The 23,855-nt window shown below is 62.5% G+C and carries 20 protein-coding genes and 1 tRNA gene; 7 read left to right on the plus strand and 14 right to left on the minus strand.

The annotated features are described in order from the left end of the window. Positions 1-45 precede the first annotated feature (45 nt). The 3 genes from ACWAT4_RS33015 to ACWAT4_RS33025 are packed head-to-tail and all read right to left on the minus strand — an operon-like array spanning position 46 to position 4,003. Positions 46-1,995, minus strand: coding sequence for a molybdopterin biosynthesis protein (locus ACWAT4_RS33015; protein ID WP_449729062.1), 1,950 nt, complete (start codon positions 1,993-1,995; stop codon positions 46-48). A gap of 12 nt (positions 1,996-2,007) precedes the next feature. Then, entirely contained in the window at positions 2,008-3,114 is a 1,107-nt protein-coding gene (locus tag ACWAT4_RS33020; RefSeq protein ID WP_449729063.1) for a molybdopterin-binding protein, read from the minus strand. Positions 3,115-3,169: 55 nt separating this feature from the next. Further along, complete coding sequence (locus ACWAT4_RS33025) at positions 3,170-4,003, minus strand: ABC transporter substrate-binding protein (RefSeq protein WP_449729064.1); 834 nt, start codon at positions 4,001-4,003, stop codon at positions 3,170-3,172. Positions 4,004-4,096: 93 nt separating this feature from the next. On the opposite strand from ACWAT4_RS33025, the gene ACWAT4_RS33030 reads away from it, so the two are divergent. From ACWAT4_RS33030 to ACWAT4_RS33040, 3 genes are all read left to right on the plus strand, one after another. After that, positions 4,097-4,387, plus strand: a complete 291-nt coding sequence (locus ACWAT4_RS33030) for a hypothetical protein (RefSeq protein ID WP_212299909.1) — start codon at positions 4,097-4,099, stop codon at positions 4,385-4,387. A gap of 9 nt (positions 4,388-4,396) precedes the next feature. Then, positions 4,397-5,290, plus strand: coding sequence for a helix-turn-helix transcriptional regulator (locus ACWAT4_RS33035; RefSeq protein ID WP_212445975.1), 894 nt, complete (start codon positions 4,397-4,399; stop codon positions 5,288-5,290). A 104-nt stretch (positions 5,291-5,394) separates the two neighbouring features. Then, complete coding sequence (locus ACWAT4_RS33040; RefSeq protein ID WP_212299911.1) at positions 5,395-6,609, plus strand: ABC transporter substrate-binding protein; 1,215 nt, start codon at positions 5,395-5,397, stop codon at positions 6,607-6,609. An 11-nt stretch (positions 6,610-6,620) separates the two neighbouring features. Here ACWAT4_RS33040 and ACWAT4_RS33045 read toward each other — a convergent pair whose 3' ends face one another. Next, complete coding sequence (locus ACWAT4_RS33045; protein ID WP_449729065.1) at positions 6,621-7,586, minus strand: TAXI family TRAP transporter solute-binding subunit; 966 nt, start codon at positions 7,584-7,586, stop codon at positions 6,621-6,623. A gap of 107 nt (positions 7,587-7,693) precedes the next feature. Here ACWAT4_RS33045 and ACWAT4_RS33050 point away from each other — a divergent pair, with 107 nt between their 5' ends. Then, on the plus strand, positions 7,694-8,668 hold the full coding sequence (locus ACWAT4_RS33050) for a Bug family tripartite tricarboxylate transporter substrate binding protein (RefSeq protein ID WP_449729066.1): 975 nt from the start codon (positions 7,694-7,696) through the stop codon (positions 8,666-8,668). A gap of 338 nt (positions 8,669-9,006) precedes the next feature. Then, a tRNA-Ile gene (locus ACWAT4_RS33055) sits at positions 9,007-9,082 on the plus strand. A gap of 203 nt (positions 9,083-9,285) precedes the next feature. Here ACWAT4_RS33055 and ACWAT4_RS33060 read toward each other — a convergent pair. The 3 genes from ACWAT4_RS33060 to ACWAT4_RS33070 all read right to left on the minus strand — a co-directional run bounded on the left by ACWAT4_RS33060 (position 9,286) and on the right by ACWAT4_RS33070 (position 12,021). Beyond that, complete coding sequence (locus tag ACWAT4_RS33060; RefSeq protein WP_212426949.1) at positions 9,286-9,789, minus strand: lipocalin-like domain-containing protein; 504 nt, start codon at positions 9,787-9,789, stop codon at positions 9,286-9,288. Between the two features lie 244 nt (positions 9,790-10,033). Then, on the minus strand, positions 10,034-11,047 hold the full coding sequence (locus ACWAT4_RS33065; RefSeq protein WP_449729067.1) for a methyltransferase: 1,014 nt from the start codon (positions 11,045-11,047) through the stop codon (positions 10,034-10,036). Between the two features lie 8 nt (positions 11,048-11,055). Further along, positions 11,056-12,021 carry a Bug family tripartite tricarboxylate transporter substrate binding protein gene (locus ACWAT4_RS33070; protein WP_212426947.1) on the minus strand — a complete coding sequence of 322 codons (966 nt, stop codon included), beginning with the start codon at positions 12,019-12,021 and terminating at the stop codon, positions 11,056-11,058. Between the two features lie 129 nt (positions 12,022-12,150). Here ACWAT4_RS33070 and ACWAT4_RS33075 point away from each other — a divergent pair, with 129 nt between their 5' ends. Beyond that, complete coding sequence (locus tag ACWAT4_RS33075) at positions 12,151-13,092, plus strand: LysR family transcriptional regulator (protein ID WP_212445980.1); 942 nt, start codon at positions 12,151-12,153, stop codon at positions 13,090-13,092. 655 nt (positions 13,093-13,747) lie between these two features. Continuing rightward, positions 13,748-15,178: a hypothetical protein gene (locus ACWAT4_RS33080; protein WP_449729068.1), complete on the plus strand. Its 1,431-nt coding sequence runs from the start codon at positions 13,748-13,750 to the stop codon at positions 15,176-15,178. A gap of 112 nt (positions 15,179-15,290) precedes the next feature. Here the strand turns inward: ACWAT4_RS33080 and tenA are convergent, their stop codons facing one another. From tenA to ACWAT4_RS33115, 7 genes are all read right to left on the minus strand, one after another. Next, the gene (gene tenA / locus ACWAT4_RS33085) at positions 15,291-15,965 is read right to left on the minus strand and encodes a thiaminase II (RefSeq protein ID WP_212299922.1); all 675 of its coding nucleotides are present in this window, start codon (positions 15,963-15,965) and stop codon (positions 15,291-15,293) included. A gap of 1,324 nt (positions 15,966-17,289) precedes the next feature. Then, a complete protein-coding gene (locus ACWAT4_RS33090; RefSeq protein WP_212299923.1) occupies positions 17,290-17,760 on the minus strand; it encodes a hypothetical protein in 471 nt (156 codons plus the stop codon). Positions 17,761-17,945: 185 nt separating this feature from the next. Beyond that, positions 17,946-18,677: a helix-turn-helix transcriptional regulator gene (locus tag ACWAT4_RS33095; RefSeq protein WP_212299924.1), complete on the minus strand. Its 732-nt coding sequence runs from the start codon at positions 18,675-18,677 to the stop codon at positions 17,946-17,948. 118 nt (positions 18,678-18,795) lie between these two features. Continuing rightward, complete coding sequence (locus tag ACWAT4_RS33100) at positions 18,796-20,436, minus strand: amidase (protein WP_449729069.1); 1,641 nt, start codon at positions 20,434-20,436, stop codon at positions 18,796-18,798. A 272-nt stretch (positions 20,437-20,708) separates the two neighbouring features. Further along, positions 20,709-21,416: a fumarylacetoacetate hydrolase family protein gene (locus ACWAT4_RS33105; protein ID WP_449729070.1), complete on the minus strand. Its 708-nt coding sequence runs from the start codon at positions 21,414-21,416 to the stop codon at positions 20,709-20,711. Then, positions 21,409-22,467, minus strand: a complete 1,059-nt coding sequence (gene gtdA, locus ACWAT4_RS33110) for a gentisate 1,2-dioxygenase (RefSeq protein ID WP_449731297.1) — start codon at positions 22,465-22,467, stop codon at positions 21,409-21,411. The genes ACWAT4_RS33105 and gtdA overlap by 8 nt, the downstream gene beginning before the upstream one ends. Before the next feature lie 32 nt (positions 22,468-22,499). Next, complete coding sequence (locus ACWAT4_RS33115) at positions 22,500-23,855, minus strand: MFS transporter (protein ID WP_449729071.1); 1,356 nt, start codon at positions 23,853-23,855, stop codon at positions 22,500-22,502.

Here is a 23,855-nt window from a genome sequence, read left to right on the forward strand (position 1 = left end):
GTCCCCCACCCTGTTTTCCGCGCGGCTTGAGTGCCGCGTCGACATCTATGCGGGCCGGAAGCCCGCGTGCTCCAGCGCCGTGCGCGCCTCGTCCGAGCCGAGCGCATCGAGAAACGCCTGCACGGCCGGACGCTGCTTGCGCGCCGTCACCAGCGCGAAATCATAATGCTCTTCCGCGAAGGGAATGAAACCGAGCCCAACCGCATGGGCGACCGGCGCAATGGTCATGCCCCAGTCGGCACGGTGCTGCGCGACGGCCGCGGCGACCGCGTTGTGCGAGCGCGGCTGATTCCAATAGCCCTCCGGGCGCGCGCCCCCGAGCAGCCGGTCGATCAGGATGCGCGTGCCCGCGCCCTGGTTACGGTTGACCATGATGCAGGCGGGATCGGCGAGTGCGGCAGTAACAGCCTGCTTCGCGCTGCGCCCCTCGAAACGCCTATCGCCTTTCCGGAACACGATGCCCTGCATTCGCCGCCAACCCGGCACGAGTTCGAGCCCGTCGACGAGATAGGGCGTGTTGTAGGTCTCGCTCTTGTCGTCGAACAGGTGGATCGGTGCGAGATCGCATTCGCCGCGCTTTGCTGCCGCAAGCCCACCGAGGCTGCCGACCGCAATCGAGCGCACCGTGAGGCCCGCAGACGCGAGCTGCGCGGTGACGAGATCGAGGCCAATGCAATGGCTGCCGACGATGACGAGATCGGGCACGCGCACATGCGGCGTGAACAGCGTCACCTCGGCCTCGGTGCCGGCCGGCATCTGGTCGGCGAGCGCGTCGATGCGCAGAAAGCCGTCGGCCTGCGCAAAGGAGGTGATCGCCCCAGAGCCTTTGCCTGAGGGATAGGCGATCAGGCCGTCCTTGCCTTCGACCAGTGAGACCATGGCGAATTCGGTGCGACCAAGCTCGGAGGCGATGCGCACTGGCACCGTCGCGCTCACCTTGGCATCGGAGCGCGGCGGCAGGCCGGCCATTTTGCGCAGCGCCGGCACGATCATGTCGTGGAAGGTGAACATCGCCGAGGTCGGGAAACCCGGCAGGATCACCACCGGCTTGCCGTCGCAGACCGCAAGGCACAGCGGCTTGCCCGGCTTGAGCGCCACGCCGTGTGCGATGATGCCGGGCTGGCCGAGCCGGCCAATGATGCGATGGGACAGGTCACCCGCGCCTTTCGACGTGCCGCCGGAGAGCACCAGCATGTCGGCATCCGCCAGCGCCTGGCGCATGGCCGCTTCGAGCTTGGCTTCGTTGTCGGGAATGGCGCCGAGGAAGATCGCCTCGCCGCCGTTCTCATCGATTGCGGCTGCGACGATGGCGCCATTGGTGTCGTAGATCGCGGCAGGGCCAAGTGCCTCGCCGGGCTGCACCAGCTCGTCGCCGGTGGAAATCACGGCAACACGCGGTTTCCGCGCAACTTTCACCTCGGCGATGCCGCAGGCCGCCAGCATGCCGATCTCACGCGAGCCGATGATTGTGCCGGCGCGCAGCAGCGCCTCGCCGCGCGCGATGTCGGATCCGGCGTAAGAGACGAATTGCCCCGGCGAGACCGCGCGACGAACTTCGATCCCATCGGGCCTGCCGGGCTGGGTGTGTTCGACCATCACGACGGCATCGGCACCACGCGGCAGCGGGCCACCGGTGGCGATCGGCGTTGCGGTCCCCACCGCGACTTGCAGCACCGGCGCGACGCCGCAATGAATCGTCTCGCCGTTCAGTGCGAGCCGTACGGGCGCGGCTTCGCTGGCCATTGCTAGATCCGCCGAGCGGGCGGCAAAGCCGTCGACATTGGAACGGTCAAATGGCGGTACGTCGATCGACGCCGTGATATCCTCAGAGAGCACCCCGCCGAGTGCATCGGCGAGCTTGCGCGCCTCTCTGGGGATCGCACGCGGGAACAGGGCCTTCTCGAAGCGCGCCAAGGCTTCCTCGCGCGAGAGGATCTTGAGAAACTGTTCCTGCTCGAGCCCGCTACGGTCTGGCGGCTTTGGGATCATCGTCATGCGGAATCCATATCATTCCCGCATCAGATAAGCATCGACCGGTTCGCCCGCCGCAAATCCCTCGTGGCTGGCGGGAATGAGCAGCCATGCATCGGCGCTGGCGATGGCCCGGAGCGGCCATTCGCCCACGGCAAGCGGCATCCACGTCTTATGTTCCCCGGACAGCAGCGCGATTTCGGCGATCCCGACGCTGGAGGCGACCTTGCGCGCGAGCGGCAAGGTCACGGCGCAGCGCGGCTGCCGCGCCGACAATTGGTCGACGAGTGGAAGCACCAGCGCGAACCAGACCGCCAGCGCCTGAGCTGGTGACCCGGGCAAGGCGACGACGGGAACCTTTCCGAGCCGCCCTGAGGCTGCGGTGCGTCCGGGCTGGAGCGCAACACCATGACTGAGCTGCGCTCCGCGCTGAACCAGCGCCGCGACGACGGCGTCCGCACGACCGACGCCGGTGCCACCGATCGTCAGCAGGAGCTCGCAGGCGGAAGCATCGAGCGCCTCCGCGATCGATGCGACATCGCGCGATCCGACTTCATGCGCGCTCACATCAAGTCCCGCCCCGCACGCGAGGCCGGCGATCATCTGCATCGTCGCGGTCGCGCCCGGCACGTTGACGATGCGGAGCCGCGGCCGTCTGACACTCAGTCTACCGTAGCCAGCGACACGCGCGAGCAACAAAGCCGCCGCGCCGACGGGATATCCCGCCGCGGCCGCGAGCGAGTCCTCCGCGATGTCGCCGCCGCTACGCCCTACGCCTTGCCCAGGAACGCCCTCCGCCAGCACCTGGGCCAGCGGGCCCGACACCTCGACGGCGCCAACATCGAGAACGCAATCGCACCCCGCCGGCATCGCGTCGCCAGCGTCGACCCACGCCGGAAGCTCGGTCAGAGGCACCGGCGAATAGGAGGACGCGCCGACGAGATCGTTGGCGCGCAACGCCCAGCCATCCACGGCGGCGATGTCGCGCGGTGGATAGGCTGGCAGCAACGGCATTCCCGCGGCGATACAGCCGGCCGCTTCAGCCAATGGCAAATCCACCGGCGCGACCGGGTCAACGCCCTCCAGCAGCGCGGCGAGCGCGGTGTGGAGCGGCGTGAGCGAGGGCGGCAGGCGCTGGGTCATGCCTCATGATGGATCACGCATCGCTCAATTTGGCAACCGCTGGCGCTTCCGACCATCAACCGCCTGATTTGTCCGCATTCGGAAAGAACACCTGCTGCCCGTCGACCTTGTAGCCGGCGATCGCTGCCTGCCCCTCAGACGAGATCAACCAGTCGACGAAGATCTGGCCCAGGTCCTTTCGGACACTCGGATGCTTCTCGGGGTTCACCAGCATGACGCCGTATTGGTTGAGCAGCCGCTTGTCGCCCTCCACGACGATGTCGAGATCGCCGCGGTCCTTGAAGGCGATCCAGCTGGCGCGATCCGTGAGCACATACGCATTCGCCGCGCGTGCGGCGTCGAAGGCGGCCGTCATGCCGGGCCCGTTCTCGCGATACCAGGCACCCTTGGCGCTGGCGATGTCGATGCCGGCGACGATCCAGAGCGCGAGCTCCGCCGCGTGAGTGCCGGAACGATCGCCGCGCGTCACGAACAACGCCCCCTTGGCCTCGATCGCTTTCAGCGCAGTGGCGATGTCCTTGCCCTTGACGCCTGCGGGATCACTCTTCGGTCCGATCAGCAGATAGTCGTTGTACATCACGTCGAAGCGCTTCGATGCAAAACCGTCAGCGACGAACTTCTCCTCCAGCGGCCGCGCATGCATCAGCACCACGTCGGCCTCGCCGCGCCGCGCACCGTCGAGCACCTGATCGGCGCGCCGTGCGATCACGGTCACCTCGATGCCGGACTTGTCGCGGAAGATCGGCAGCAAATAATCGAGCAGCCCCGACTCCTGCGTCGACGTCGTCGAGGCCAGGACGATAGCGCGCTCCTCGGCAAACGAGGCCGAAATGCTCCCGCCGAGGCCGCAGAGAAGCGCAAATGCAAAAGTCAGTCGGCGAACAGCCATGCGGGGTTCCCTTGAATACGACCCGATCATGATGATCGATTGCGCCGCACTCGTGACGATCTTGCTCGCCGCACGGGCAACAGGAAATAGAGTTTGGCTTTGGCCACTACCAAAGGGCAAGTTCGCGATACATTGCGTGCCGAAGCGAGCAAGCCGGGAATTTTCGGCAATCAATCAACCGGCTCGTTGACCGCAATCACACCGACAAAGCGGGCCGCAAGGCTCACACCATTCGAGCCTCGCAAGATCGTCAACCAAAATCAAAACACGCGTCGGGATGTGTTGCAAAGCAACGAGATCATCGGGCATGGTTCGCAAAGACAAAAAGTTGAGTGCAGAATTCCACCTGCGTTGAACGCCAAAAAGAAGCAAGAATTTGCATAGGAATGCAGGATGGAATTCCTGACGACCAGCGAAGCCGCTGACTATCTCCGTCTCGGCGAACGCAAGCTCTATGAACTCGTCACCAACGGCGCGATCCCCTGCACCAAGGTAACCGGTAAGTGGCTCTTCCCGCGGCACGAGCTCGATCTCTGGGTGCTGTCGGGAATGGCGCGTCCGGCCGGCATGCTGATCGCCGAGCCACCGCCGGTCGTGGGCGGCAGCCAGGACGAGCTTCTGGATTGGAGCCTGCGCGAATCCGGCTCGGGTCTGGGATCGATGACCGAAGGCAGCGCGCGCGGGCTCGAGCGGCTGCAACGCGACGAGGTGATGGCCGTCGCGGTGCACTTCCACAGCCTCGATGCCGAGGGCAATCTCGCCGCCGACGCCAGCGTGACGGCGCTACGGGACGCGCCGGACCTGCATGATGCGCTGCTGGTGGCCTTCGTGCGACGCGAGCAGGGTCTCGTGCTGCCGCCGGGCAATCCGAAGCGGGTGCGCGGGCTCGCCGACGTGCTCGCACTCGGCGCCCGGATGGCGATGCGGCAACAGGGAACCGGCGCGCAAATGTTGCTCGACGTGCTGTTGACGCGCGCAGGCGCCTCGATGCGCGATTTGCGCCGGGTGGAGACGCCGGCCCTCACCGGACCAGATCTCGCGGAAGTGGTCCGCGCCGGACTAGCCGATTGCGGCGTCGCGACGCGCGCGGCGGCGCGCTCGGCGGGGCTCGATTTCGTACCGCTGGTCTGGGAAAACCTTGATCTCGCGATGCGGCAGCGCAGCTATTTCCGCCCTGCCATGCAGGCCCTGATCCGGTTCCTGAGTGAACGGCGGCTGCGCCAGCGCGCTGAGGAGCTGACCGGCTACGACCCCTCGCCCGCCGGCCAGATCCGCTTCGCGGCCTGAGATTGACGCCCACCCCAAAATAGTTGCAAAAGAAACCAATTCAGCCGGGCCATACCCGGCACAGGCAACTTTCGGCCAACGAGCCGGATCAGGGGAGGACAAGCGTGAATCCAACGAGATTTGGACTGCCGGTCGCGGCCGCCTTGATGGCGGCGCTGCTGCCGGACACCGCGTCGGCGCAGGTGTCCGACGACATCGTCAAGATCGGCGTGCTCACCGACATGAACGGCCCGGCTTCGGCTCCGACCGGTCAGGGCTCGGTGACGGCAGCGCAGATGGCGATCGACGATTTCGGCGGCACCGTGCTCGGCAAACCGATCAGCATCGTGATCGGCGACCACCAGCTCAAGGCCGACATCGGCGCTGCGATCGCGCGGCGCTGGTACGACGTCGACCAGGTCGACCTGATCGTCGACGTGCCGGTCTCGGCCGTCGGCCTCGCGGTGCAGAACATCGCCAACGAGAAGAAGCGGCTGTTCATCACCCACTCCACCGGCACCGCGGACTTCCACGGCAAGTTCTGCTCGCCCTACGCGATGCAATGGGTGTTCGACACCCGCGCGCTCGCGGTCGGCACCGCGGATGCGGTGGTCAAGCGCGGAGGCGACAGCTGGTTCTTCATCACCGACGACTACGCCTTCGGCCACTCGCTGGAGCGCGATGCCTCCAGCGTCATCACCGCCAACGGCGGCAAGGTGCTGGGCTCGGTGAAGCCGCCGCTGGCGACGCCGGACCTCTCCTCCTTCGTGCTGCAGGCACAGGCCTCCAAGGCCAAGATCATCGGCATTGCGGCCGGCCCGCCCAACAACATGAACGAGATCAAGACCGGCTCGGAGTTCGGCGTGTTCAAGGGCGGCCAGCAGATGGCCGCGCTGCTCGCGCTGATCACCGATATCCACGGCCTCGGCCTGCAGGCAGCCCAGGGCCTGTTGCTGACGACATCGTTTTACTGGGACATGGACGACAAGACGCGCGAATGGTCGAAGCGCTATTTCGCCAAGATGAACAAGATGCCGACGATGTGGCAGGCCGGCGTCTATTCCAGCGTGATGCACTATCTCAACGCCATCAAGGCGGCCGGCACCGACGATCCGCTCAAGGTCGCGGCGAAAATGCGCGAGACGCCGGTCGAGGATTTCTTCGCCCGCAACGGCCGCCTACGCGATGACAATCTGATGGTGCACGACCTCTGGCTGGTGCAGGTGAAGACGCCGGAGGAGAGCAAATATCCGTGGGACTATTACAAGATCCTCAGCACCATTTCCGGCGACAAGGCCTTCGGGCCGCCGGACCCGGCGTGCGCGATGGTGAAGAAGTGACGGCCTAGCCGTCACTTCACGACGCCGATCTCGCGAAAGTACTTCATCGCGCCCGGATGAATCAGCTCCGGTTTCGGCGCCGCGGCGATCGTGTTCGCCGCGGTGGTCTCGCAGGCCTGGGCGAGCTTCTTGCAGAAGGCCGCCTCGACGCCATGGAGCGTCTTCGCGAGACGATAGGCGACATCGTCGGGCAGATCCTCGCGCGTGAGCACAAAACTCCAGGAGCCGAGCGAGGCGATCGGCTCGGCCTGTTTTGGATAGGAGCCGGCCGGAACGGTCAGCGATTTAAGGAACGCATGCTTGGCGCGGATGCGCGCGATCTCCTCCGCGCTGGGCGCAATGAAGCGCGCGCCCGACGCGCTCGAGGCCACCGCGGCAAATCCGGGCCAGCCGATGCCGGCACCCCAGAGCGCGGCGACGCGGCCGTCCTCGACCATCGCGGGGCCGTCGCCGGCGCGGTCGAGATAGATGGCCTTGAAATCCTCGTCCTGCTTGAGGCCGAGGCCGTCGAGCACGTAGCGCGCCAGGATCGGCAGTCCCGAGCCCTTGGCGCCGAACGCAACCGGCTGGCCGACGAGATCGTGAATCGTCCTGTAGGGACTGTCCGCCCGCACCACGAACATGCCGGGGTTGGAATAGATCGCGGTCAGGATCTTCAGCCGAACGGGCGTCCGTCCGATGCCGGCGAAGGCCTCATAGGCCGGCTCGCCCGCGACCAAAGCGAGATCGAGCTCGCCCTTCTCCAGCAGCGGAATGTTCTCGTTGCTGCCCTTGGTGTTGCGCGGCGCGATGGTGAGCGAGGCATCCGCCGCATTCATCACCTCCGCGAAGGCGTTGCCATAGAGTGGAAAGCCGCCGCCCGGCGTCGCGGTGCCCAAGCTGATCGTGGTCGTGGAAATGGCGTTGCCTCCGGTTTGAGCTGCAGCGGGACTCAAGAGCAAAGCCGCACTGAGAAGGATAGGGGTTGCAAATTTCATCGTCGTTCCGGCTGCGCCTGCGTCAACATCGACTTGAGGCGATGTAGGCAGCGGGCGGTTTTTGTGAAAGCATGCCCTGCAACGACAATAGAACAATGGGAGGCGGCATGTTGCGAATTTTGCGTAACGGTGTTTTCGGGCTGGCTTTGCTGTCCGGTCTATTCGCCGCCGCACCTCCCGCCTCCGCCGCCTACCCCGACCGCCCCGTGCACTGGATGATCGGCTTCGCCGCCGGCGGCCCGGTCGACATCGTCGCCCGCATCATGGCGCAGTGGCTGTCGGACCATCTCGGCCAGCAATTCATCGTCGAGAACCGCGCCGGCTCCGGCGGCAATATCGCGGCTGGCGCCGCGATCAACGCTGCCCCCGACGGCTACACGCTGCTGTTCGTCGCGCCCAACAACGCGATCTCGACCTCGCTCTACAAGAAGCTGCCGTTCGACTTCCTGCGCGACACCACCCCGGTCGCCAGCATCATGCAGCTCACCAACATGCTGGTCGTCTCCAATGCGATGCCGGTGAAGACGGTTCAGGAGTTCATCGACTATTGCAGGGCCAACCCCGGCAAGATCTCGTTCGCCTCGTCCGGCAACGGCACCTCGGTGCACATGTCGGCCGAGCTGTTCAAGGTGATGACCAAGTGCGACATGGTGCACGTGCCCTATCGGGGATCTGCGATCGCCTTCCCGGACATCATCTCCAACAAGGTGCAGCTGATCTTCGACAATTTGCCGTCCGCGCTGGAGCAGTCGAAGGGCGGCAATGTCCGCGCGCTCGGGGTGACCTCGCCGCAGCGCTGGCCGACCGTGCCCGACGTGCCGGCGATCGCCGAGACCGTGCCCGGCTTCGAATCGGTCGGCTTCTACGGCATCTCCGCGCCGAAGGGCACGCCACCCGAGATCGTCGAGATCCTCAACAAGGCGGTCGGCGAAGCGCTGAAGGACCCGAAGCTGGTCGCGCGCCTCGCCGAGACCGGCGGCATCCCCAAGCCGATGACGCCGGCCGAGTTCGGCAAGCTCGTCGCAGACGAGACCGAGAAGTGGCGCAAGGTCGTGGAGTTCGCCGGGGTGTCGGTGGATTAGGCCGGCGCTCCGCCGCCGGTCATTGCCCGACACGACAGAGGGGACCCGCGGGGCCCCTCCCGTCAAAACGCGAAAACAACCCCATGCACAGTAGAAGGCGGCGCGATTACAGCGAGTTACGGCAGCAAAAACCGCCGCCCCGCGAACACCGGTTGACACGTCGGGCAAAACAGGCGCATAAGGGCATCATCGCCAAATTCGGTAATTCGGAAATGAGCGCCAATGCGGCCTAAGCCGCTTTGGATTGGTGACACCCGGCATTGCACCCCCGCCTCCATCCCTGTAAACGAACCGCGCACCGTTGCCGGCCGCACGTTCCCGCGGACCGCCTCGCGGCGGGGCCTGTAGCTCAATGGTTAGAGCCGGCCGCTCATAACGGTCTGGTTGCAGGTTCGAGTCCTGCCGGGCCCACCAAAGCAAAATCAATAAGTTAGGGATCAAGTCTTTCCGTGTCCGGAGTGGCGTCGGAGCGACAACGGCTTTCTTGCAGGTTCACACAACAGGGTCGCATATAGCCCAGCCCCCTTCGGCGAACGAGCAAGGTTCGCTCTGCCTTCAAATTCGGACGTAACGCAATATCGTCGAGATGGGCCACAAGAAGACGCGACCGTGCACGGTCATTTCGCTCGTTTCCAAATCACATCGACATTCTCCCCACTTGGAGGGCGAATGGTTAGCGTAAGCTGATCATCGGTGATCGTAACAAAGCGTTTCTGATCTGCACCATTCCAATTCGGAAATGAACTACCTTCAACATGAATTGCTATGCTGCGGTCTGCCTCGTTCACCGAGTACGTCCCAAAATAAGTCTGGGTGCCATTAGCTGTTGCTTTGTTTTCTTCCGCAGTACCCTGCCAGAGCGCATTGCTTGTGTATTTGGCGCGATCTGAACGCATGACCGTGATGATGTACCGTCCGCCGGCATCAAAAATGGCCATGCCGGTTGGCTTCTCTCCAAACTGTCGTAAGGTGGTGCCATCATTTTTCTTTTGCTCCCAAGAAACTACCATCCACGTCCCGACAAGTCTTTCCCTTAGCGATGGCTGCTGGCCAGAGGCGCTATGCAAAGAGATGCCCAAAGTTGTGGCAACGCAAGTGCCGAGAACGCTAAGGTGTTTCATTGGTGTCCTCCGTGACTCCGCCTTGTGCCGGCTTCGCAGTTTATAGCAGGCAATAAGAAATCCGGGCCACGAAAGACTTTCGCCTTGCCAATGCAACTAGGGCGCGGACTCATAATTCGCGGCCAGCCATTAGGCGGATTGATCGACAGTGCGAGAGCTTGCTAAGGCCGATGATGTCATCGAATAGCACGCCCCACTTGTTGCGGCGTGTTCGTCCGCCTCAGGCGCATCGCCGCAGCTGGCCTCAACAAAGCCGCGACTCGATCAAGTTATAGCGGCCGGCGCGGTAAACAGCCATGGGACGGAAGCCGCTCTCGGTCAGGAGCCGATAATATTCCCTTTCGGTCCGTTCACGGCCACCTGGACCGCGCAGCATATTCAAATCGCTCATCGCGCACGACCTGCCGGCGTCATCGGTGCCGAGCAATTCCGGCATCGCACGTTCGACTAATAGCAGTCTGCCCTTTTGGGGAAGTGCGTTGCGACAGTTTTCCAAAATGATGCGGCTGCGCTCATCATCCCAGTCGTGAATAATGCTTTTCAAGATGATCGCATCGGCCACTGCAGGCACCGCGTGAAAGAAATCGCCTGCAACAAAATCGACGCGGTCGGAGATTCCGAGGTGCCCGAAGTGCTGGTTGGCGGCGTCGGCGCACCTCGGCAGATCGAAAACCGTTCCTTTGATATTCGAGTATTCTCTCGCGACGGCGCCCATGAGTTCCCCGGAGCCGCCTCCGACATCCATCAAGTGGGAGATCGTGCCAAAGTCGTAGGCCTGCAGCAGATCGCGCGTGACCAGCCGTGTTAGGTCTGTCATGGCTTCATTGAATATCCGCACATGCTCTGGCGTGCGCGCCATCAGATCGAAATTGTCGTCGATGTCCTGGAGTTGGGCAGCCGTCTTCCCTGACATGATCGAATCGAGAAGACCATCCCATCTCTTGGTCAGCATGTAGCCTTCAAAGATGACCCAGTTCTTGAACGATCGTTCAGCAGTCCCGTCGAGTCCCGCCCCCAGTTCGGTTAGCAAGTAACGGCCTTCGCCGACGCGAGAGCAAATCCCGACGGTTGAGAGGGCGACGAGCAAGCGGGCCAATGCGCCTTGGTCCGTGCGGGTTCGACTCGCGAGTTCTTCGACCGTTCGCGGTCCGTCGCGCAGCAATTCGGCAAGCCCCAGCTTGGCAGCGACATAGATCACGGCCGTCACACGGTGCGATTGAACAAGGTCCAACAACTGTTCGGGGGGATTGGTGGTCATGTGCCGCCCTAGTCTTCGATCGGGAATCCCGACACCCTCACGATCGGCCCCCAGCGGTCCAAGTCGGCGCGCTGGATACGTTGGAGTTCGTCCGATGTCGTTCCTGTTGGCTCACAGCCCATGGCATGAATCTTTGCGCGCATTTCGGGATCGCGCCCGATTGCAATGATCTCCTCTCCCAGACGCTCAACGGACTGACGGGAAGAACGGGCAGGCGCATAGAATGCGAACCATCCGGACGCGTCGATATCGATCCCGCTTTCCTTGAGAGTCGCGGTTTGGGACAGGAAGGAAGATCGCCCGCCGGCTGCGGTGGCGATAATGCGTATGCCACCATCCCGGTGTTGCTCCAGGAGTTCGGAAAGAAACGCCATATACATCGGGACCCGGCCGGCCAGCACATCTGGGAGGGCAGCAGGTGTACCTTTGTAGGGCGTGTGGCGCAGGTTTAGGCCTGTGATCCGGCCAAACTCGCCGCAGATGAAATGAGGTGCTGTACCTGCTCCCGGCGAGCCGTACACGGCCTGTTCGGGATTGGCCTTCATCCAGTCGATAAGTTCGTGCACCGAATGGATGGGCAGCTTCCCGCTGACCGCCAGAGCCAGATCGACCGTCATCACCTGCGAAAGGGGCACAAAGTCGCGCTCTGCATCGTATCCCAGGCTCCTGAAGAGATGCGGCTGAAGTGTGAACTGCGAAGCTGAAGCAAACAGCGCTATCTCCTCGCCCGGTGCGGCATTCTTGACCGCTCGAGCGCCAATCCGTCCGCCAGCGCCAGCAAGATTCTCCACAATGGCCACCTTGCCGAGCCTGGTATGGAGTTGCTCGGCAAACAGCCGGGCGATCGAATCTCCCGACCCGCCAGGCGGGAACGGAAATACGATCTTCAGCGGCTGGTCGGCGGCAATAACGGGTAGCGGAAGAGCCAGCGCCGAAAACCCGCCCAGTATGGCGCGACGCGAGTAAAGCTGCATGGCGTTCTCCATGTGCTTCGGAAAGCAACGCAATGATCCGGCCGGCTTTCCATCTCGCTATCCTGAGGCAACGACGGTATAACCTGAAATCGCAACTTCCTATCGGGCTATAACGTGAGGTGAACACTCATGCAATGGCAGGACCGCATCGGCCGACGCCTGCGCCTCAAGGATCTGCATACGCTCCAGACCGTCGCAGAGGTCGGCAGCATGGCCAAAGCGTCTCACCGTCTTGGATTGTCGCAGCCTGCGATCTCCAAAGCCATCACCGATATGGAGCACGCCGTCGGGGCTGCGCTGCTGGATCGCACTTCGCGCGGAGTCGAACTCACTGAGTGTGGCCGCCTTCTTGTCGATCGTACGCGCGTCGTTTTCGACGAAATAAAGCTGGGTGTTACCGACATTGTGCAAAGGTCGAATCCGGCGCAAGGGCTCGTTACGATCGGTACAACCGAGCCGGTCACCGCGATCGTTACAGAAATTATCGGACATCTCGTCCGAAGATATCCGGGCATCAGGTATCATATCACGATAGGTGATCGGGATGCGCTGGAGCATGCTCTGCGCCAGAGAATGCTTGATCTGGCCATAACGCGCTGGGCGCCGTTGCCGGTCGCCGATGATTTGTCCGCGGAGGTGCTGTTTAGGTCCTCGCTTGCGGTGATGGCGGAGCGACGGCATCCGCTCCTGCGATCGAGGAAGAAGTTGAAGCTCGCTGAACTTATGCAAGAGCAATGGACGCTCTCGCCGCCCGATTCTTTTTTGGGGCGTACCGGCGTCGAACTATTTCGGCGACATAACCTGCCGCTTCCGCCAACGACCGTCACCACGATTTCAATCTACATGCGATTGAATCTGTTGGCGAGCAGCCGGTTTATAACCCTATTGCCCATGCAGATACTCAGAATGCGATCGAGTAGCGCATGGCTGCGCGCGCTGAACGTCGATCTTGGCGATACTTCCGCCCCGATAGCCTCAATCACCTTGAAAGGACGACGGGCCGGAGGTGCCGTCAAATTATTCCAAGAGGCCAGCCGGGAGGTCTGTAAGGCGCTGGTTGGAGTAAGCTGATTTGTCCGAGCGGACTGTTATAGGCGGACCTGACGATTTTATGAGTACGAGTTTATGAGTAAGCGCCCCAGCCCAGCAGCGCCCACCAGAAATCCCACAGAAACCCCGTGAACAAACGCGCAGGAGCGTGCGCAAGAATGGACGAGCTTTGTTGAAAATGCTCAGATATTCCGGATATTCGCTGCGCTCATAACGGTCTGGTTGCAGGTTCGAGTCCTGCCGGGCCCACCACGCTTCGCCCTTCGGGCTACGCGTGGCGCAGCCGCGACGAGACCGAAGGGCGACGCGTGTCCGGCGTAGCTGGAGCGCAGCGGAAGCGAAGACGGACTGCTGCCGCGAGCTACGGCTCGGCAGGCCACCGCACCAGAAACGCCCCACTACGATGGCAGCGACTGCATGAAGCAGTTAAGCGCCGCGTCGGAGCGGCTTGTCGCCGGCGAGGCAGATATCTGACTCAGTTGCTGAATGCGAAGCGGAAGCAGCGCTGTTTCACAGGGCGTCACGATCCCCTAACGAAGGTGTGACCCGGCGCCAGTAAGCCATTTCACATCCAAAAAGCCTGAGCGTCGCCTAAATCGTCGAACGTATTCTTCTGCCCATGAACCACTCTCGTCAGGGGTGAAGAATGTTTGAACGAAATTATTTTGGTGAGCCCATGAGCATCGATCGCGCGGCCAACCGCTTTTCGACCATCTCCAATGCCGGACGCGCTGGATCAGGAGTCACGAAAGGACTGATTTTCTCCGGGTGTCTGGTGGTCAGCTTCATCTCGATGACCGGCGCCGCATCGGCTCATGTGAAGTGGTTCGTGCCATGCGTCGTCTCCGACGATCCGCTGCCCGTTCAGGCGGTATTGACGACGAAGTTCTTTCTATTCCTGGCGCTGTTCCTCGCGCTGTTCTATCTCGCTTGCGCGGCCGAGCAGACCAGGTTCGGCGCCACGGTCTCGAAATTTCTGGATCAATTGACCGAGCCTCTGCGCGATCGCGTCGACGACCTTTTGCGCGCGGCCGCTGCGGTGTTCTTTGCCTTGCTGTGGGCTCATGGAGGACTCATTCTCACCCCGGAACTCGAGGCAAGCAGTTTCTGGCTCTCGGCCATTCAGTTGCTGATTCCGCTTTTCTTGGGCGCGCGGGCCACGCTCCCGGCAGCAGGGGCCGGCATCGTGCTGCTCTATGTCTACGGTGCCGCCAGCTATGGCCTGTTCCACATGCTGGATTACCCGGTCTTTCCGGGGCTCGGGGTCTGGTTCGCGCTGTCTTTGTCGCGCAATGCCAAACTGCTCGCTTTTCGATCTGATTTCCTGCGCTGGACTGTCGCCCTGTCCCTGCTATGGCCGGCGATGGAAAAATTTGTGTACCCGGCCTGGGTCGCGCCGATCGCAATCGCTCATCCGGAACTGACCCTGGGCTTCGATGTCCCGACTGTCGTGACCGCCGCTGGGATCGTGGAATTCGGCCTGGCCTTCGCGCTGTTCTGGACACCGCTGGTCCGGCGTCTCGCCGCCCTCGCCCTGGTGCTGGTGCTGACCGCCGCAACGCTTGATTTTGGCAAGGTGGACGGCATAGGTCATTTGATGATCATTGCGATACTTGTCGCTGTGTTCGCCAATCGGGACGACAGGCCCGCCCGGTATCGTCCCGCCCTCGCACCGCTTGTCGGCAGCATGGCTTTGCCGGCCACACTCCTTCTCTACACCGGCGCCCACACGCTCTCCTATACATCCTTGACCACCCCGATCGAGCCGCTCGCGGGCGGCACGGCTTTGCTGCTGCTCGTCTTCCTTTGCCTGCGCCGCTTCGCGGCAGGTCCGGGCAACACACGTCACGAGAGCGGGCGGGACCTCGTGCGCCAAGTCCCGCGTCAAGTCCCGCACCAGCTCTCGCTCCGCGCAAGCATCGTGGCGGCGACCTCCGACGCTGCGCCCGAAGTCGCGGTCGGCGGTGTCGCCCTGACGGCCGTCGTGCTGATCGCGTTCCTGGGCCTGCGCGGCCACGAGCTGCAAGTTCCGCCGTCGGCCGCAAGCGCACCACCTCGACAGCAGCACTCGGACATGAGCCCCCTTGCAATGATCCGGACGACCTAGCCGAGGTTCTGAAGCCTGGCGAGGGATTACGAGGATTACGGCCAGGGATTACGTCGCCCACCCATCGGTTGGAGATGCTCCGATAGAGCCGCCGACTGACAATTGCCGAGGCTTATTCAACAGACCGGCCCGCGCGCCAGCCCATCTCCCAGAAGTCCGCCTCGAGCCGGGTGGCTTCCTTGAAGATCGCAATCAGCTCGGCCTCGCGGGCCGGCGTGGCGTAGAGATCGGCGAGATGCTCCAGGTGCGCCCGTGCTTTCGTCGCGACCTCCTGGTATGGAACGCCAGCGTACTCGGCGATCCAAACGCGATAAGGGTTCGTCGCAGCATTCGCATCGGGGCGCGAGGCGAGCCGCGTTGCGATCTCCGCGTAGCCGATCACGCAAGGGGCGAGTGCCACCTTGAGTGCCAGCAGATCACCGCGCATTCCCGCGTCGAGCACGTAGCGTGTGTAGGCCAGCATCTCGACTGCGGGAGAGGTTTGTTCAAGCTCGCTCGCGGAAAGACCCCAACCGGCACAGAGCTTCACATGCAAGTTCATCTCGACGTCAAGAATAGCCGAGAGGCCGGCCGCCGCTTCACGCATATCGGCAAGTTTCGGCGACTTGTAGACCAAGAGCGCGTAAGCGCGAGCAAACTCGACAAGGAATAGGTAGTCCTGAGCGAGGTAGTGACGAAACGCCGCTTCGGGAAGCGAGCCGTCCGCCAGCCCGTTCGTGAAGGGATGTTCTGTATAGGCCCGCCACTCGCCGGACGCTTCCATCTTTAAACGCTCGAAGAAACTCACGATTTTTTTGCCTGGCTTGTTGTCCGATGAACGTCTTTGGCTCGCGAAAGGAACATGTCTACACCCGTCTTGCAAGCGGGTGATATCAAGTGGCACGTAAGCCAGGAGGCCCTACACTTCGCGCAATCCTGCAAAAAGCTCGCCAGCCCGCAAATTTTTAAAAGGCGTCGGATTTGAAGACCGGCCGGACGCAGGGCCGCCATTGAGCTGGCCTGAACTGTTTTGCTCTTGTTGGCATTGTTTCCTTTCGTGGTTGTACAAGATTCAATGAAGACACTGCCCTTGCTGGCGCAAATAGGTCGGAAAGTCCGTCCCTTGTATTGTTGAGACAACACGTTATGGTCGAACGGATCATTTCCACACACGAATGCTTTTTTCAGACCATTGTTCAAGGAAAACTTTGATGCAATCGGCCCTCGTTCTAGTAGTACTCTTTGTTGGATTTCCTTCGCTCGCCGATGACTATGTTCGAATAGAGCCTGAGTACATTCAAAGCGGTTTTTATTTGCGAATGTTGGATGAAGAGGCTTGGAGCGAAGCCTTCCCCACCGCGATTGAAATCCAGTTCTCGGGAACGGAACCCCCGTGCACGCGGTCCACACCAGCTGGCTCGGCTTGCACGTGCAACCACGGAGTCCTTCGTGGCGCAAATCATCTTGGAAAAGCTGGGTGGCACATGAATGAAAGACGGAAAGCCGTCCGTGATGGCTGGCACGTGACTTATCTCGAAGGTGGGCGTTTGGTTTGTCATCACGATTTCGTCCCTGCACGCTAACCGCGCCTCGAAATCTCACGCCCAACGTCGTTACAAGCGATCTGCGGGCTCCGGTTAATCTGACCGACGAACAGTTCGCCACTGCGTCGCTGCCGTGAGGCTGGCTGGCGTAACCTTCGACGGCACAACTACGGGAGCCGTCGTCTCGTTTCCATCCGCGTCAACACCCAAAGCCACCGACTCAAGTCGGAAAGCAGTTATCATGCCTTCGTCTCCGTCATTCGCCCCGGTACACTCCAACACAAACGACTTGCTTCACCTCTGCCCGATGCGGTGACGCCAAACGAGACATCAATGTATCCGTCCGGCAAAGGCCGCCTTGCCGAACGGATACATCTAAAGCTCAGATATCCCGAAGGCGAGATCGATTTCATCGTCGGCAGCGCAATCTCGGATCATGATCCTGTCGAAAAGGAAATCGATCCAACTTCAATTCGAACAGAGTGGAGGCCAACGATTGTGGTCGAACCGCCAGCGGAGATAGCCCTCAATGCTTGCTCGCTGCGGAGCCTTGATTGGATCATCGAACGGCCTGCCCGGCCCTGTCTGTCACTGAATTGGAGTGACCAGCTCGCCGACAAAATTGCAGACCATCGTTGTGTCGCTCAGGCCGATCGTTTGGACTTCAACATATGGAAAGCGCGACTGGCCAATCAGCCATTGTGGATCGGTATCGATGGACATGTAGTAGAATGTATTGATCAGGTTCGCGGCCGGTGTCGGCAAATCGGCAAAGCGTCCCAACGAGACGCCACCATTTGCCGCTGAAACGGAGAGGCGGGCCACAAAGACCTGCTCGGTACTTCTGATCTTGCAGTTGACCTTCCGAACCAGTGTGAGCTTGTCGGAGGGCAATTGCGAGAAATTGACCCGGCAACCTGCGCTGCTTAGGCAAGTAGATACGGATACCGAGTAGTCGTCATAGTACGTGCCGTAGCTGGTGGGCGCTGCCTCTATCGGGCTTGCACCAACCGCCGCGGCGGCAATAATTGCGAGTTCGACAAAGCGAGTAGAATGCATTTTCGACCTCCAAATGAGAAGAATAGAGGCCGCCGCATTTTCGGGGCTATCTGAGGGTGCGTCAATCTGTCAGGTGCAACCTGCCGATATCGTACAGCCAGCAGACGACCCGACTCGGCATTGACCGCCGTTGAGCGCAGGCGGTAACTGAACGCAACCGTAACTCCCAGGTCGAACACGTCGTTCTAGGCGAACGGCATGTCGATGAGCCGAAGCTGGATCGCCTTCGCGATCGCGTGCGGCCTATTCGACGCGTTGAGGTGCACGATCGCGCGCTTCATGTGCGAACGTACCGTCTCGCACGACAAGCCGAGGATCAGCGCGATGTCGTCCGAGGTCTTCCCTTGCGCGGCGAGGGACAGGCACTCCTTCTCACGCGTGCTGAGCCAGGCCTTGGTGTCGGCGGCCTGGCTCCACGACCATCTCCGCAGCGAGGTGTTCTGGAATTGATGACACAAAGCGAACAGCGCATTGACGACGGACGGTGACGAACCGGCCTCGTACTCGGTCGCGCCTTCCGAAATCGCACTGACAAACGCAAATGACCCGTTCGGCATGTGCATCGGCACCGTGATGCCGTAGTGCAGGTTCTTGTCGTTCAAATGGTCCACGCACGCCCGCTCGCCAGCGCTGAGGCGTTCGTGGGCTTGCACGTCGAGCCACCTCAGGGGCAAGGTCGTCGTGAAGCAGAACCGGTAGTACGGGTCACAAAGGTGGCTCCAATGCCGATCCCATCGATTTGGAAAGGCTCGCGTCTTCACGATGGGAGACGCGAAGGTGCCGTCTTGCGCTCTCGGCGTGCTGGCCATGCCATAGGCGAAGGCGGAAAACCCCAGGCCCGACAGGGTTTGATGCAACGCATCCAAGGCGGACTCGAAATCACCCACCCGTTCAAGGTCGGCCGCGAAGCCTTCCATCAGAACTTCGCGGTCGGCAGTGGGAAATGCGTGAGCTGCTGGGAGAGACATCAGGGTCGATCTCTCATCATGGGCAATGAATGATGGTCCTCCTGCAGCTCGCAGGTGTCAAGCCGCGCTAGGCGGCCAGTTTCGGTCGCCGATGCTGCCAGGGGCGCGTCGCGCCTTCGAACGCGGACGCGATGCGGAACACCCTCAGGTCGTCATAGGCCGGACCGATGATCTGCATCCCGGTGGGCACGCTCGTTTCGGCATCGAAACCGGTGGGCACCGACATCACGGGAAGCGTGCCGACCAGGTTGAAGGGATACGTCATGAACCAGCCGATAAAGGGGTTCACCGATTTCCCATTGATGGTGAGCGGCTCTTCGCTGCTTCGCCCCGCGACGATTTTCGTCGTTGCCGTCGTCGGGCAGATCAGCGCGTCGTGGGTCTCGAAGATCTTCGTCATCGATGCGTACATCTTCTGCCGCACGGTATTCAGGTTATAGAACTTCGTGACGTCGTGCTTCTTGCCCTCTTCGAGGATCCTGATGACGAACGGGTCCACGTCGTTGCGGGACTTGGTCAGAAGACTGCCCGCCAGCGCGTAGAATACGCCCTGCCACCTTGTATTCCATGTCTCTTCGACTTCCTTGGTCCAGCCGATGTCGACTTCATCGACCACGGCGCCGAGCGAACGCAGAACCGACACGGCATTGCGCGTGTTCTTCTCTACCTCGGGATCGACCGCGAAATAGCCGAGATCCATAGACATGGCGATCTTCATGCCGGCGATGCCGTCGAAGGTCGGCGGGATGACCACCTTGTCCCGCAGGGACGACATGTCGGCCGGATGCTGGCCGGACGTGACGTTCTGCATCAAAGCGCAATCGCCGACGCTGCGGGCCAGTTCGCCATAGTGGATCAGCCATTCATTCGGGTGCTCGCGGTCATCGGGGTTGCGTCCCCATGGCGGCTTGTAGCCGAACACGCCGTTCATCGCAGCCGGGATGCGAATGGACCCGCCACCATCCGTGCCGTCCTGCAAGGTCGTGTAGCCGGCGGCCAGGGCCGCGCCGCCTCCGCCCGTCGAGCCGCCGGGGGTATAGGCAGGATTCCATGGGTTGTGCGTGACGCCCCAAAGCAGGGATGCCGTCACACCTGAATGCGCGAACTCCGGCGTCGTCGTGCGGCAATGCATGATGGCCCCGGCGGCGAGCAGGCGCTCCACGGTCGGCGCGGATTGGTCCGGAACGAAATCCTTGTAGAGCCGCGAACCGTAGGTGGTGATCTTGCCCTTGACGGAGTGATAGTCCTTGATGGAACACGTGAGGCCTTCCAGCGGGCGGACCGGTTCACCACGCGCGTACTTGCCCTCCGCAATCCGTGCCTGATCCAGCGCCTCGTCGAAATAGGTGTATGTCGTTGCCTTGAGCGTCGGCTCCCATGCTTCGACCTGTTTGATCTGCGCCCGCAGCAGCTCGACCGGCGATAGCGTCCTGGCCCTGAATCTCGCGAGCGCCTCGCCGGCCGTCAGGTAGGCAATGTCATCGACATCGACCTTTTCGGACGGCCCGGCGGCGGCCGCGCTCGACGCTGCCGGCAGGACCGACCCGGCGACGCCTGCGAGGGCGATGCCCAGGAGCCGGCGGCGCTCCAGGTTCGGCTGGCCTTCAAAACTCTCGTAGGGGGCTTGGCTCATGACGTCTCGGCTCCTTTTGGTGGAGCTGGCAAGCGACCGGACAGCTTGCGTCAATTCGACGCCGTGCGATTCCAAGTCGCAACTCCCCGAAAGGGTGAATCGAGACGAGAACGGGACGGAAATAGTGCTGCGCCGTCACCGAAGGCGACGAAGCTGCGTGACGCGAGCGGACATTTAGAGGTCGTAGCTCCAACCCGCGTGCCGCTGCTGATGTCGTGACGCAGAGCTCGTGACCCGAAGCCGGATCGATCCACGGCGAGGAGCACGCATTGATACGCAACAAAAAGGGCGAGCGTCCTGTCAACGCTCGCCCCTGTCTCGGAAATGCCTGCTCTTCCCGTTCGATCCTATTCTACGGGTATCCTGATTTCGCCGAGCCCCTCGATTCCGCCGGTCATCACTTGCCCCCGCTGCACGGGGCCGACGCCCTCGGGCGTGCCGGTCATGATGATGTCGCCGGGCTTGAGCGCCATCGACTGCGAGCAGATCGAGATGATGTCGGCTACGGGCCAGATCAGCTTGGAGATGTCGGAGTCCTGCTTGAGCGCGCCGTCGACGGCGAGCCAGATGCGGCCGGCGCTGGGATGGCCGACCTCCGAGACCGGCCGCAACGGAGCGATCGGCGCCGAAAGGTCGAAACCCTTGCCCCAGTCCCAGGGACGACCCTGCTCACGGGCCTGAAGCTGCAAATCGCGGCGCGTCAGATCGATGCCGACGCCGTAGCCCCAGACATGATCGAGCGCGCGCGCGACGGGAATGTCCGCCCCGCCCTGCCCGATCGCGACGATCAGTTCGATCTCGTAGTGGAAGTTGCGGGTCTGCGGCGGATAAGGAACGCTCATCCCATCGTCCACGACCGTGTCGGCGGGCTTCATGAAGAAGAACGGCGGCTCGCGATCGGGATCGCGCCCCATCTCGCGGGCATGCGCCGCGTAGTTGCGGCCGACACAGATGATCCGGCGCAGCGGAAAGCGCGCCGTCGAATTATGGACCGCGACGGACGGTTGCGGTGGCGGCGGCAGAACGAAATCGGCGTGCGTGTTGGCGTTAGACATTGCCACGGTCCTCTCGGAAAAGATGCAGGGCTTCCTGAATGGGTCGGTCGGAATAGGAGAAGATCACGGCATCGCGGTCGATCGCTTCGTGACGCACGCGATGCCAGGAGGGAACGACGAAGATGTCGCGCTTGGCCCACTCGACCACGACGTCCTCGCCGGATCGCGACGAGATCACGCTGCGGCCGTTGCCTTCGATCGGCACGAACACGGTCGCGTCCGTCGAGCGGTAGGCCGCGGTCGCAAAGCCCTTTGGCAGGAGCTGGATGAAGGTCGCCATGGTGGCCATGGCGTGATTGCCGGTGATCGGATTGGTGTAGCGCATCTTGAGACCGTGGCAGGGGTCCCAGGCGGCAGCGCGTCGCAAGCGCTCGAGCGCCTCGCGCGTTCGTGCATAGGGATAGTTGAACACCGGCGACGTGCCGCCGCCGCCCCTGTGGTCGACGGGAAGCAAATTGTGGCCATAGCGAGCGTCGCTGTCGCCGACCGGCCTTGTGATCGGCTGCTCGTCGACGTCGAGATGTTCGGCGAAGGATGCATCGAGCATCTGGATGACGGGAATATCGAGGCCGTCCAGCCAGAACACCGGATTGGGGCTGGGGTTGCCGTGATCGTGCCAGGCCCAGGGCGGCGTGATGATGAAATCGCCCTCGTGCATGATGGTGCGTTCGCCGTTCACCGCGGTGTAGGCACCCTCACCTTCGAGGATGAAGCGCAGCGCGGATTGCGTATGGCGATGGGCCGGCGCAACCTCACCCGGCATGACGAGCTGCACGCCGGCATAGAGATCGGTCGTGATCTTCGATTGCCCCCGCAGGCCTGGATTTTCCAGGACGAGAACTCTCCGCTCCGCCTCCTTGGCAGTGATGAGACCTCCGGCCTCGAGCATATGCTCGCGGATCTCGTCAAAGCGCCAGGATGCAGGGCGGCATGCGCTTCTCGGCTCGGGCGTCACGAGATCCGCCAGCGACAGCCACAGCGCCGTGAGGTTCTTCTTGTCGATCTTGTCGTAGAACGCCCGGCGTTCCGGCGTGTCGGCGGTTGGCGCCATGATCGTATCGTGGGACATGGTCTGTCTCGCTGTTAGTGATGAAGCGTCGCGGCCGAGGGCACCAGCTTGAGCGACGGCTCTCGTCCGCGAAGCGCGATCACCGCGAGGCCCGCCAGCAGCGCCGGCGCCGCCGCCGTGAGAACGACGGACTGCGCAGTCCATCCGAAGCCGAGCAGCACGCCTCCTGCGACAGGGCCGATGATCGAGCCGATACGGCCGACGCCGAGCGCCCAGCCCACGCCGGTGGAGCGGATCTCCGTCGGATAGAGGCCGGCCGCGAGCGCGTTCATGCCGATCTGCGCCCCCACCACCCCGAACCCGGCGAGGAATGTCGAGATCATCAACGTCCAGACGTTCGCCGATCCGAAGGCGATCCCCGCGATGAAGAGCGCCGAGGCGGAATAAGCGCCGCCGAGCACCAGATAGGGATCGAGCCGGTCGACGAAGCGGCCGAGGACGATCGCGCCGACGACCCCTCCGGCGTTCAACACCGCCGTCGAGAGGATCGCGATGTTGAGCGGCAGGCCGCTCGCCTTGAGCAGCGAGGGCATCCAGTTCACGAGGAAGTACATGACGAGCAGGTTCATGAAGAACGCGATCCACAGCAGCACCGTCATGGATGCGCGGCCTTCGGCGAGGAGCTTCGTCACCGGAAAGCCTGACGCTTGCGAACCATGCACGACATAGCGCGTCGGCGCAGTCGCGGAGATGCCCGGATCGAGCCTTGCGAGCAGTTTTGCGATCCGTTGATCTGCGACGTCGCGGGTCAGGAGATAGCGGATCGACTCGGGCAGCCAGACGAACAGCACGATCAGGGTGAGGAGCGGAAGCACGCCGCCGACGACGAAGACCGCCTGCCAGCCGAACGCACCGATCAGCGGCGCGCTGATCAGGCCGCCGATGGTCGAGCCCAGCGGGAAGCCGCAGAACATGATGGCGATCAGCAGTGCGCGCATCCGCTTCGGTGCATATTCGCTGGTCAGCGCGACGATATTGGGCATGGCGCCGCCGAGGCCAAGACCCGTCAGGAAGCGGAAGACCAGGAGCTCGTTCAGCGTGGTCGCGCGCGCCGTGACCAGCGCGAAGATGCCGAACAGCAGCACCGACAGCAGGATCACGCTCTTGCGGCCGAACCGATCGGCCGCGGGGCTCAAGACGAACGCACCAACCGCGAGTCCGGCCAGGCCCGCGCCGAAGATCGGACCGAAGCCGGCCATGGCGATCCCCCATTGCTCGGCAATCACAGGCGCGACATAGGCGATCGCCTGCGTGTCGAAACCATCGAGCAGCGCGATCCACCCGCAAAGAGCCAGGATCAGGAGCTGGAGGCGCCCGAACCGCGCCTCTTCGATGACCTCGGTAACGTCTACAATATTCGCAGCGGACAT

The sequence above is a fragment of the Bradyrhizobium sp. T-1 genome (genome assembly GCF_053592855.1).

What these genes read in the sequence shown, in the direction of transcription:
- ACWAT4_RS33115 (WP_449729071.1), bottom strand. Translation starts at nt 23,855, where the DNA reads ATGTCCGCTGCGAATATTGTAGACGTTACCGAGGTCATCGAAGAGGCG.
- ACWAT4_RS33045 (WP_449729065.1), bottom strand. Translation starts at nt 7,586, where the DNA reads ATGAAATTTGCAACCCCTATCCTTCTCAGTGCGGCTTTGCTCTTGAGT.
- ACWAT4_RS33035 (WP_212445975.1), top strand. Translation starts at nt 4,397, where the DNA reads ATGGAATTCCTGACGACCAGCGAAGCCGCTGACTATCTCCGTCTCGGC.
- ACWAT4_RS33070 (WP_212426947.1), bottom strand. Translation starts at nt 12,021, where the DNA reads ATGCAGCTTTACTCGCGTCGCGCCATACTGGGCGGGTTTTCGGCGCTG.
- ACWAT4_RS33015 (WP_449729062.1), bottom strand. Translation starts at nt 1,995, where the DNA reads ATGACGATGATCCCAAAGCCGCCAGACCGTAGCGGGCTCGAGCAGGAA.
- ACWAT4_RS33065 (WP_449729067.1), bottom strand. Translation starts at nt 11,047, where the DNA reads ATGACCACCAATCCCCCCGAACAGTTGTTGGACCTTGTTCAATCGCAC.
- ACWAT4_RS33020 (WP_449729063.1), bottom strand. Translation starts at nt 3,114, where the DNA reads ATGACCCAGCGCCTGCCGCCCTCGCTCACGCCGCTCCACACCGCGCTC.
- ACWAT4_RS33105 (WP_449729070.1), bottom strand. Translation starts at nt 21,416, where the DNA reads ATGTCTAACGCCAACACGCACGCCGATTTCGTTCTGCCGCCGCCACCG.
- gtdA (WP_449731297.1), bottom strand. Translation starts at nt 22,467, where the DNA reads ATGGCGCCAACCGCCGACACGCCGGAACGCCGGGCGTTCTACGACAAG.
- ACWAT4_RS33050 (WP_449729066.1), top strand. Translation starts at nt 7,694, where the DNA reads ATGTTGCGAATTTTGCGTAACGGTGTTTTCGGGCTGGCTTTGCTGTCC.
- ACWAT4_RS33080 (WP_449729068.1), top strand. Translation starts at nt 13,748, where the DNA reads ATGAGCATCGATCGCGCGGCCAACCGCTTTTCGACCATCTCCAATGCC.
- ACWAT4_RS33075 (WP_212445980.1), top strand. Translation starts at nt 12,151, where the DNA reads ATGCAATGGCAGGACCGCATCGGCCGACGCCTGCGCCTCAAGGATCTG.
- ACWAT4_RS33095 (WP_212299924.1), bottom strand. Translation starts at nt 18,677, where the DNA reads ATGGAAGGCTTCGCGGCCGACCTTGAACGGGTGGGTGATTTCGAGTCC.
- ACWAT4_RS33090 (WP_212299923.1), bottom strand. Translation starts at nt 17,760, where the DNA reads ATGCATTCTACTCGCTTTGTCGAACTCGCAATTATTGCCGCCGCGGCG.
- ACWAT4_RS33060 (WP_212426949.1), bottom strand. Translation starts at nt 9,789, where the DNA reads ATGAAACACCTTAGCGTTCTCGGCACTTGCGTTGCCACAACTTTGGGC.
- ACWAT4_RS33025 (WP_449729064.1), bottom strand. Translation starts at nt 4,003, where the DNA reads ATGGCTGTTCGCCGACTGACTTTTGCATTTGCGCTTCTCTGCGGCCTC.